The 10436-nt window shown below is 73.7% G+C and carries 8 protein-coding genes; 6 read left to right on the forward strand and 2 right to left on the reverse strand.

All coding sequences use genetic code 11. The features are described from left to right. The 6 genes from ACOJTC_RS29195 to ACOJTC_RS29220 form a co-directional block, all read left to right on the forward strand. A partial coding sequence (locus ACOJTC_RS29195; protein ID WP_420119294.1) for an ATP-binding protein occupies window positions 1-2340 on the forward strand: 2340 nt, incomplete at its 5' end. A gap of 84 nt (window positions 2341-2424) precedes the next feature. Further along, window positions 2425-3339 (forward strand): NAD-dependent epimerase/dehydratase family protein, encoded by a 915-nt coding sequence (locus ACOJTC_RS29200; RefSeq protein ID WP_420119295.1) that lies wholly within the window; start codon window positions 2425-2427, stop codon window positions 3337-3339. A gap of 79 nt (window positions 3340-3418) precedes the next feature. After that, complete coding sequence (locus ACOJTC_RS29205; RefSeq protein WP_420119296.1) at window positions 3419-4267, forward strand: alpha/beta fold hydrolase; 849 nt, start codon at window positions 3419-3421, stop codon at window positions 4265-4267. Between the two features lie 27 nt (window positions 4268-4294). Beyond that, window positions 4295-6175, forward strand: coding sequence for a 2-oxoacid:acceptor oxidoreductase subunit alpha (locus ACOJTC_RS29210; RefSeq protein ID WP_420119299.1), 1881 nt, complete (start codon window positions 4295-4297; stop codon window positions 6173-6175). Next, window positions 6165-7199 carry a 2-oxoacid:ferredoxin oxidoreductase subunit beta gene (locus ACOJTC_RS29215; protein ID WP_420119297.1) on the forward strand — a complete coding sequence of 345 codons (1035 nt, stop codon included), beginning with the start codon at window positions 6165-6167 and terminating at the stop codon, window positions 7197-7199. Before ACOJTC_RS29210 ends, ACOJTC_RS29215 begins: the two co-directional genes overlap by 11 nt. A 178-nt stretch (window positions 7200-7377) precedes the next feature. Then, complete coding sequence (locus tag ACOJTC_RS29220; RefSeq protein WP_357932461.1) at window positions 7378-7578, forward strand: DUF5988 family protein; 201 nt, start codon at window positions 7378-7380, stop codon at window positions 7576-7578. 283 nt (window positions 7579-7861) lie between these two features. Here ACOJTC_RS29220 and ACOJTC_RS29225 read toward each other — a convergent pair whose 3' ends face one another. After that, window positions 7862-9079, reverse strand: a complete 1218-nt coding sequence (locus ACOJTC_RS29225; protein WP_204924112.1) for a cytochrome P450 — start codon at window positions 9077-9079, stop codon at window positions 7862-7864. Between the two features lie 12 nt (window positions 9080-9091). Further along, window positions 9092-10436: non-ribosomal peptide synthetase (locus tag ACOJTC_RS29230; protein ID WP_420119298.1), on the reverse strand; the 1345-nt coding region annotated here is incomplete at its 5' end.

Genomic DNA, 10436 nt, shown 5'->3' on the forward strand with positions numbered 1-10436 from the left:
GGGCCGTCCGCGCTGCCGGCGCCCGCCGGTGACGGCCTGGTGGGCCGGGACGGCGAGTTGGCGACCCTACGGGACGCGACCACGGCGGCCTTCACCGGCGGCAGCGCGCTGGTGCTCGTCCAGGGTGAACCCGGGGTCGGCAAGACCCGGCTGCTGCGGGAGGCCACCGCCGAGGCGGCGCGGCGCGGCGCGCTCGTCGTCTGGGGGCAGTGCCTCGACGGCGGTGGCGCGCCCTCGATGTGGCCGTGGGTCCAGGTCATCCGCGCCGTCCTCGACGTGACGCCCGGGGACGTCCCGGTCGGCCGGGAACTGGGCAGCCTGCTGGAGCCGCGCCGGGACGACCCTGCCGCGCCGGTGTTGCCCGACAACGGATTCCCGTTCCGGCTCTTCGAACAGGTCGTCGCGACCGTCGCCGCGGCCTCGGCGCGGCGGCCGACGGTGCTCGCCCTCGACGACCTGCAGTGGGGCGACGACGCGTCCCTGCGCCTGATCAGCCACCTGGCGGCCCGGCTGCCCGGCGGCACCCTGATGGTCGGCGCGCTGCGCGACCACGCCCCCACCCCCGGTTCCGCGCTGTCCCGGATGCTCGCCACCGTCAGCCGGCTCCCCGGTCACCAGCGGATCCGGCTGGGCAACCTCAACGAGACCGAGGTGGCCGAACTCGTCCGCCGGGAGACCGGCTCGACGCCCACCCCGGAGTCGACCCGTGGCATCCTCACCCGCACCGCCGGGAACCCGTTCTTCGTCCGGGAACTGTCCCGGCTGCTCACCGACCGGCCCCGGGGGTGCACCGGTGTCCCGGCCACCGTCCGGGACGTGGTCATCGACCGGATGTCCGGGCTGGACGCCGACAGTCGCGACCTGCTCCGGATCGCCGCGTCGATCGGCCGGGACGTGGAACTCGGGCTGCTCGCCCGCGTGGCCGGACTCGACCTCGACCGCTGCCTGGAACGGCTGGAACCGGTGCGGGCGCTCGGGATGCTCCACAGCCGCCCGGACGACCCGTTCTCGCTGCGGTTCTCCCATGACCTGGTCCGCGAGGCGGTGACCGCGACGACCCGGCCGGCCCAGGCGGGACAGCTGCACCTGCGGATCGCGGACGCGCTCGAACGGGGCGGTCCGGACGCCGAGACGGTGGTCGAGCGCCTCGCCCACCACCTGTGGTCCGCCGGCCTGCTCGCCGAACCGGCCCGTACGGCGCAGGCGCTGATCCGCGCGGGCCGGTACGCGGCGGGCAAGTCGGCGCTCGACGTCGCCGAGCGGTGGCTGCGCTCGGCGGTGCAGGTGGCGCGCGGCGCGGGACTGGCCGGGTGGGAGCTGTCCGCCCTCGCCCAGCTCACCGCCGTCCTCGGCATGCGGTCGATGTACGGCTCCTCGGTGACCGACCTGCTGGAACGGGCCGAACACCTGGCCCGGGACCTCGGCCGGGAGCGGGAGGCGGCCGGTTTCCTCTACTCCCGCTGGGCCGCCCTGGTCCAGGCGCTCGAACTCGACCGCAGCGCCCCGCTGGCCCGCCGGCTGCTGGAGTGGGGGCAGGAGTCCGCCGACCCGTGGGTGCTCGCCTGCGGCCTGCACGCCTGGGGCCTGCAACAGTGGGACTACGGGGAGATCGGTGAGGCGGTCCGCTGGCTCGAGCGGTCCCGGGGCATGATCTTCGACGTTCCGCGCCGGGACGAGGACCCCGTCCGGCACGACCTCCAGCTGCTGATGGCCGCGATGCTGGCCGAGGTCACCAGCCTGCACGGCGCGGTGGCCGACGGCCGGGCCGTGCTCGACGGGCTGGAGGACCTGGCCGGCGACGACCCGTACACGCTCACGGTGTGGGCGTGCGCCGCCGCCCGGATAGCGGTGATCGTCGGTGATCCGGTGCTGGCGTTGCGCGCGTCCGGCCGGGGGATCGCCGTCGATCCCGGGTTCTCGTTCGTCTTCCTCGGCACCTACCAGCGGCTGGCCCGCTGCTGGGCGCTGGCGGTGACCGGTCGGGACCCGCTCGGCAACGCGGACCGGGCCCGGCGGCTCATCGCCGCGCACCTGCTCGACCCGCCCCGCTCGGACGTCGCCGCCTGGCACGGGCTCCTCGGCGAGATGCTCCTCGCCGGTGGCGCGGTCGACGCTGCCGCGAGCGCGCTCGACCAGGCCGACCACTATCTGGAGTCGTGCGGTCAGCGTCACCCGGAGGGACTGCTGCTCCTGCTGCGGGCCCGGCTGCTGCGGGCGCGGGGCGAGCCGGTCGAGGTCGTCCGGGCCGCCGCCGAGCGGGCCCGGACGGCGTCCGCCGAGCGGGGTGCGTTCCTGCACACCCGCCGGGCCGAGCGGTTCCTCGCCGAACTGGCGACCTGATCCACCGGGCCGGTGGCCGCCGACGGTGGCGGCCACGGAGGGCGTGGCTTGACAATCGGCCCGGTCCGCAGTGGACGATGAGACGTGAGAATCCTCGTGGTGGGTGGTAGCGGTCTGATCGGCGCGCACGTCGTCGAGGTGCTGCGCGGGCGGGGACACCGGGTGACCACGGTGGCCCGTACCGCCCGGCCGGACGTCGACCACCTGCTCGACGTCGAGTCCGCCTCGGCCGACGACCTGCGACCGCTGCTCGCCGGCCACGACGGTGTCGTCCTCGCCACCCGGGCCGACGAACAGCGGGTGCTGCCCCGGCCGATCCACCCGCTGCTGCGCCGCGAACTCGTCGACCCGGTGGTACGCCTGCTCACCGCCGCCCGCGCCGAGGGCCTCACCCGGGCGGTACTGACCGGGTCGTACTACACCTTCTTCGACCGGCGGTATCCGCAGTGGCGGCTGGCGGACCGGCACGTCTACATCAGGTGCCGGCGGGAACAGGCCGCCGAGGGACGCGCCGCCGCCGGCCCGCAGCTGCCGGTCACCGTGCTGGAGTTGCCGTTCGTCTTCGGCCGGGCCGGCGACCGGCTGCCCAACTGGGCCGGTCCGCTCGACCGGTGGGCGCGGTCCCGGGCGCCGCTGGCGGTCCCCGTCGGTGGAACGGCCACCGCCTCGGCGCGCAGCGTGGCCGAGGTCGCCGCCGACGCGCTCGAACAGGCCCGGGGCGAGGACGTCCCGGTCGCCGACGAGAACCTCACCTGGGCGGCCATGATGACCCGCATCGCCCACGCCGTCGGCCGGCCGCGCCGGGTCGGCCGCCTGCCCGCCCCCGCCGCCCGTGCCGCGCTGGGCTGCGGCGGACTGCTGCACGCTCTCGCGCGCCGGGAGGCGGGTCTCAACCCCACCCACCTCGCCGACCTGCTACTGGCCGAGTTGTTCGTCGAACCCACCACCGGCCGGTCGCTGGAACCGGCGTTGCGCGACACCTTCGCCCCCACCGGCTGACACCGCCGCCGGCGGGCGCCCCGGGACGCGACAGCCGGACGCAAGGTTCGCGTTAGGTCCGCCCGCGACGATCGGGCGTATGAGTGAGATCGGTCGCACGCTTCGGGTTCCGGACGCCAACCTGTACTACCAGATCTGCGGTTCCGGACCGGTGCTGCTGATACTCCAGGGCGGGGACGGGGACGCCGACCGGGCGGCCGGTCTGGTCGCGCAGCTCGCCGAGGCGTACACCGTGGTCACCTACGACCGGCGTGGCCTGTCGCGCAGCGTCATCGACCCCGACGACGGCCGCCCGGTGCCCGTGGAGACCCACGCCGACGACGTGCACCGGCTGCTGGCCGAGGTGACCTCGGAGCCGGCGGTGGTGTTCGGTTCGAGCATCGGTGGTCTCACCGGGCTGCACCTGGCCACCCGGCACCCGGAACAGGTCCGGGTGCTGGTCACGCACGAGCCGCCGATCCTCGACCTGCTGGCCGACGACCTGTGCCGCACGGTCAACGCCGGCCTCGACGAGGCGGAGGAGCTGCACCGGGGTGCCGGCGGCCTGCCGGCACTGCTGCGCCTGGGCGCGCTCAACGGCGTGGACTTCCGCCGGCTGGCGACCGAGCCGGGGGTCACCATGCCCCCGCCGCCCGACGAACGGCGGACCGCGAACATCGAGTTCTTCCTGTCCCGGGACCTGCCCGCGTTCCGGGAGTACCGGCTCGACATGGACGACCTGGACGCGATGAAGACCGGGCCGACGCGGGTCGTCCCGGCCGCCGGGCAGGACTCGCGCGGCGTGTGGGGATACGTCGCCGCCGAACGCCTCGCGGCCCACCTCGGGGTGGCGACCTCGGAGTTCCCCGGCGGGCACGCCGGGCTGACCACCCACCCCCGCGCCTTCGCCGCCCGGCTGCGCGAGGTGCTCTCCAGTTTCGGCGTGTGACGCTCGGGAGGCGGAACCATGACGACGATGGTGCACGACACGACGACGACCGGTGCGGCACCGGGGGAGACGCCGGTCCGGCGGCTCGACCGGGTGGTCATCCGCTTCGCGGGCGACTCGGGCGACGGGATGCAGCTCACCGGGGACCGGTTCACCTCGGAGACCGCCCAGCTCGGCAACGACATCGCGACACTGCCCAACTTCCCGGCCGAGATCCGGGCACCGGCCGGCACCCTGCCCGGCGTGTCGAGCTTCCAGCTCCACTTCTCCGCCGTCGACGCCCTCACCCCCGGCGACGCGCCCGACGTCCTGGTCGCGATGAATCCGGCCGCGCTGCGGGCGAACCTCGCCGACCTGCGTCGCGGTGCGGCGATCATCGTCGACACCGACGAGTTCACCGGACGCCAGCTGACGAAGGTCGGCTACCGGGCCAACCCGCTGGAGGACGGCTCGCTCGACGGGTACGAGGTCCATCCGGTGGCGCTGACCACACTGACCCTCGGCGCGCTCGCCGAGACGGGGGTGTCGAAGCGGGACGCCGCACGGGCCAGGAACATGTTCGCGCTCGGCCTGCTGAGCTGGATCTACGCCCGCCCGTTCGCATCGACCCTGCGGTTCCTGGAACGCAAGTTCGCCACCCGCCCGGAGTTGGCCGCCGCGAACGTCACCGCCTTCCGGGCCGGCTGGAACTACGGCGAGACCACCGAGGACTTCACCGTCCGGTACGAGGTCGCGCCGGCCCCGATGCCGCCCGGCAGGTACCGCAACATCACCGGCAACGCGGCGCTGGCGCTGGGGCTGGTGGCGGCCGGCGTCCGGTCGGAGCTGCCGGTGTTCCTCGGCGCGTACCCGATCACGCCCGCCTCGGACATCCTGCACGAGCTGTCGAAGCACAAGCGGTTCGGGGTGACCACCATGCAGGCCGAGGACGAGATCGCCGCGGTCGGGGCGGCCCTGGGCGCCTCCTACGGCGGGGCGTTGGGGGTGACCACCACCTCCGGGCCGGGGGTGGCGCTCAAGGGCGAGACGATCTCCCTGGCGGTCGCGCTGGAACTGCCGCTGGTCGTCATCGACGTGCAGCGGGCCGGCCCGTCGACCGGCATGCCGACCAAGACCGAGCAGGCAGACCTGGACATGGCGCTGTTCGGCCGCCACGGTGAGGCGCCGCTGGCGGTGATCGCCCCGGCGACGCCGGCGGACTGCTTCGCCGCGGCGATCGAGGCGGCCCGGATCGCCCTGACCTACCGCACCCCCGTCATCCTGCTGTCGGACAACTACGTGGCGAACGGCTCCGAGCCGTGGCTGCTGCCGGACGTGTCCCGGCTGCCCGACCTCCGGGTCAGCTTCGCCCGCGAGCCCAACGGCCCGGACGGCCGGTTCCTGCCGTACCTGCGGGACCCGCAGACGTTGGCCCGGCCGTGGGCGGTCCCGGGCACGCCGGGACTGGCGCACCGGATCGGCGGCCTGGAGAAGGCCGACGGCACCGGCGACATCTCGTACGACCCGGCCAACCACGACCTCATGGTGCGTACCCGGGCGGCCCGGATCGCCTCGATCCCGGTGCCCGACGTCGAGGTGGAGGACCCGGACCCGGACACCCGGGTGCTGGTGCTCGGCTGGGGCTCGACGTACGGGCCGGTCACGGCCGCGTGCCGGGCGCTGCGCCGGCGCGGACACGCCGTGGCGCAGGCCCACCTGCGGCACCTGAACCCCCTGCCGGCGAACCTCGGCGACGTCCTGGCCCGCTACGACCGGGTGGTCGTCCCCGAGATGAACCTGGGGCAGCTCGCCCGGGTGCTACGCGCCCGGTACCTGGTCGACGTGGTGTCCCACACCAAGGTCGAGGGTTCGCCGCTCACCACCGGCGAACTGGAGAACGCCTTCGAGAGGGTGATCGGTGATGCCTGAGGTCGCCCTGTCGTTGACCGCCCGGGACTTCCGGTCCGACCAGGAGGTCCGCTGGTGCCCCGGCTGCGGTGACTACGCCATCCTCGCCGCGGTGCAGGGGTTCCTGCCGGAGCTGGGCATCCCGCGCGAGAACATCGTCTTCATCTCGGGCATCGGCTGCTCGTCGCGCTTCCCGTACTACCTGGACACCTACGGGATGCACTCGATCCACGGACGCGCGCCGGCCATCGCCACCGGCCTGTGCGTCAGCCGGCCCGACCTGTCGGTCTGGGTGGTCACCGGCGACGGCGACGCGCTGTCGATCGGCGGCAACCACCTCATCCACGCCCTGCGCCGCAACGTCAACCTCAAGATCCTGATGTTCAACAACCGGATCTACGGGCTGACCAAGGGGCAGTACTCGCCGACGTCCGAACTGGGCAAGACCACGAAGTCGACGCCGGTCGGTTCACCCGACACGCCCTTCAACCCGCTCTCGCTCGCGCTCGGCGCCGAGGCGAGCTTCGTCGCCCGTACCCTGGACGCCGACCGTCAGCACCTGCAGTCGGTGCTGCGGGCCGCCGCGGCCCACCGTGGCTCGGCGTTCGTCGAGATCTACCAGAACTGCAACATCTTCAACGACGGCGCCTTCGCGCCACTGAAGGACCCGGACGTCCGTGACGACCACCTGATCCGGCTCACCCACGGCGAGCCGATCCGGTTCGGCACGGACGGCCGGTTCTGCGTCACGCATCCGCCGGGCGGGTTCGGCCTCGCCGTCCGCCCCACCGCGCAGGTGCCGCCCGGCGAGATCGTGGTGCACGACGAGTCGGTCACCGACCCGGCGTACGCGTTCGCGCTGTCCCGGCTCTCCGGATCCGACCTGCGTACCACCCCGGTCGGCGTGTTCCGCGCCGTCGACCGGCCCTGCTACGACGACACCGTGCGCGCGCAGGTCGCGCACGCCACCTCGACCGGGCCCGGCGACCCGACGCGGATGCTCACCGATCTGCTCGACAGCGGCGACACCTGGACGATCGGCTGATCGCCGTGCACCGCAGACGACACGGACGGGGCCGAGGACGTTCCCGGCCCGTGCGGGCCGGTGACCGGCCCGGCGTCGTCACCGGCCGGGGCGTCGGCACCGGCGCTCCCCGACCCCACCGTTTCGCACAGCCCGTCGACAGCACAGAGCCGGAGGTATGGCCATGACCACGTCGCAGGTGAGGGTTCGTCTCGAGGGCGGCCCGAACGGTTTCCCCGACGACTTTCGGGCCCGGTTGGTCAACAGCCTGGAGCCGAAGATCAAAGTCCAGTACGGCTGCGGCTACGAGCACTTCGAGCGCACCGACGAGTCGCTGACGGCGGTCGACGGTGACGTCGTCATCTACCGCTGGACGGCGCAGACCCGTATCGCCGAGTGACCTTTCCCCCCACCCGCGGTGGCCGCCATCATCCCCCGGCGGGCGCCCACCGCGCTGTTCGCGCCCGAGCCGCCGGCCGGGCCCGGTGAGCCGCCGGCCGGCGGGGTGAGCCGCTGCACGACGGGGGCAGGTGGGGGAGTGGGGTTCCGTATGGGCCGGGGTCCGCGCGGGCCGGCGGCCGCCTCCCCGGGGTTCCGCGCGTCCCGGTGACGTGCCCCGGACGCGACACTGGCACCGCCGGCGGGACGTGGCCGGCGGTGCCAGTGGGTTCCGCGCGTTCAGCTCACCAGGTGACGGGAAGGGAAGTTACGCCACCGGTGAGGGTGAAATCGCGGAACTCCAGCTCGGCTGGGGGGACAGCGAGCTGGAGATTGGGGAAGCGGACGAGCAGCGTCGCGAACAGGCACTGCAACTCGGCCCGCGCGAGGCTCGACCCGATGCAGAACCGGGGCCCGTGCCCGAACGCGATGTGCCGGTCGGAGTCGCGGGTGATGTCGAAGCGGTCCGGGTCGACGAAGACGTCCGGGTCCCGGTTGGTGGCGGTGAAGGCGAGCAGGATGAGGTCACCGGCCGGCACGTCGGTGCCGCAGACCGTGATGTCCTGGTGTGCGTAGCGGGGCAGCACGTCCTGGGTGGACGGGGCGACCATGCGCAGCATCTCCTCGACCGCGGACGGCACCAGGCTCAGGTCGTTCTGCAGCTTCTCCCGCTGGTCGGGGTGGGTGAGCAGCAGCAGAGTGCCGAGGTCCAGCCGGGTGACCGTGGTCTCGTGGCCGGCGAACAGCAGGCCGGCACCCATCCGGGCGATCTCGTCGTCGCTGAGGTTCTCCTGCTCGGCGACCGCGAGCAGGTCGGAGAAGACGTCCTCGCCCGGCTCGGCGCGCTTGATGTCGATCAGCCGGTACATGTAGGCGACGAGCCGTTCCCAGGCGGCCTTCGCCGCGGCGGGGTCGTCGAGCGCGGTGGCGCCGGCCGAGTAGTGCCGGAACTCGGCGCGGTCCTCCGTCGGCACGCCCAGCAACTGGCAGATGACCAGCACCGGCAGCGGGAACGAGAGCGCCTCGTGGAAGTCGGCCGGCTGCGGGCTCGCCGCGAGATCGTCGAGCAGTTGGTCGACGATCTCCTGTACCTGGCCGCGCAGCTTCTCCACCCGGCGGGCGGCGAACGACGGCCCGATCAGCCGCCGGAACCGCTGCCGGGCGGCGACCTCCTTGTCCGGGGTGCCCAGCGGCCCGGTCAGCACGGCCGCGTTGGCGACCCGGGCCGCCTTCTCCGGCTCGGGGTGGGAGCGGCCCAGGCGCGGGTCGTTGAGCAGCGTCTTGACCTCCTCGTACCGGGTGACCAGCCACGCCTCGTCACCGGCCGAGGTACGCACCCGGACGATCGGTTGGGTGTCCCGCAGCTCGCGGAACAGCGGTGCGATGCCGTTGACGTCGAACTGGTCGCGCTCGAACGGCAGCGCGGGCAGGTCGACGACGGGCAGGTCGCTGGTGATTGTCATGGTGGATGCTCCTTAGTTGAGTGAGACCCGGTCGAGGCGCTGCCGCTGGGCCGCCCGTACGCCCTCGGCGAGCGCGATCGGCGTGGGGTTGGCGAAGATGTCGGACAGCGCGAGCCGGACCCGCAGCCGGGCCTCGACCTGCTGGACGAGCCGGGCGGCGAGCAACGAGTGCCCCCCGGCGGTGAAGAAGTTGGACCCGGCGTGCACGTCGGCATGGCCGAGCAGGTCCTGCCACAGGGTGATCAGCTCGTCGAGCACCGGGTCGCCGCTGGCCGCCGTCGGGCGTGCGGCCTCGCGCGCCCGCCGCCTGCGGTCCTCGGCGAGCCGGCCCAGCGCGGGATAGTCGACCTTGTCGTTGCCGGTGGTGGGGAAGCCGGCCACGACGATGAACTCCTGCGGCACCGCGGCGTGCGGCAGCACCCCGATGGCGTGCCGCCAGAGGTCGTCGTGGACGGCGTCGTCCGGGTCGGGGCCGACGACGAACGCGACGAGCGTGCCGTCGGCGCCGCCGTGCACCAGCACCGCCGCCGCGTCGACCGCCGGATGCTCGCCGAGCACCGACTCGATCTCGCCCAGCTCGATCCGGTTGCCCCGCAGCTTCACCTGACGGTCCATCCGGCCGAGCACCTCGATGGTGCCGTCCGACCGCCAGCGGGCCAGGTCCCCCGTGCGGTAGAACGGCCCGTACCGCTCGTGCCCGCCGAACCGTTCGGCGGTCAGCTCCGGGCGGCGGTGGTAGCCGATCGCCACCCCCTCACCGGCGATGCAGAGTTCGCCGTGCAGGCCCACCGGCAGCTCGCGGCCCTCCGGGTCGGCGATGAAGACCTGCGTGTTCGCGATCGGTGCACCGACGTGGACGGGCCCGGTGAACGGGGCGGCGAGCAGCGCCGCGGTGGACCAGATGGTCGTCTCCGTGGGGCCGTAGACGTTGTGCAGTTCCCGACCGGCCCCGGCGAGCTGACGGGCCAGCCCGGCCGGCAGCGCCTCGCCGCCGCTGAGCAGCCGGACGTCGCGCAGGACGTCCCCCGCCTGCTCGGCCACCAGCCGCCAGGTCGTCGGCGTCGCCTGCACGATGTCGACCGGGTGCCGCCGCAGCACGTCCAGCAGCACCTGCCCGTCGGTGCGGGCGGCGTCCGGGGCGACCACCGTCGACCCGCCGGTGACCAGGGGCAGGAAGAGTTCCAGCGCCGAGATGTCGAAGCTGAACGTGGTCAGCCAGAGCGTCGCGGTGCGGGCGTCGGCGCGGAGCAGGTCGACGAAGTGCTCGATCAGGTTGGCCAGCGCCCGGTGGGTGATCCAGGTGCCCTTCGGGCGTCCGGTCGACCCGGAGGTGTAGATGAGGTAGGCCGGGTCGTCG

Source organism: Micromonospora sp. (genome assembly GCF_048594385.1).
GTDB lineage: Bacteria > Actinomycetota > Actinomycetes > Mycobacteriales > Micromonosporaceae > Micromonospora > Micromonospora wenchangensis.

What these genes read in the sequence shown, in the direction of transcription:
- ACOJTC_RS29205 (WP_420119296.1), top strand. Translation starts at nt 3,419, where the DNA reads ATGAGTGAGATCGGTCGCACGCTTCGGGTTCCGGACGCCAACCTGTAC.
- ACOJTC_RS29210 (WP_420119299.1), top strand. Translation starts at nt 4,295, where the DNA reads ATGGTGCACGACACGACGACGACCGGTGCGGCACCGGGGGAGACGCCG.
- ACOJTC_RS29225 (WP_204924112.1), bottom strand. Translation starts at nt 9,079, where the DNA reads ATGACAATCACCAGCGACCTGCCCGTCGTCGACCTGCCCGCGCTGCCG.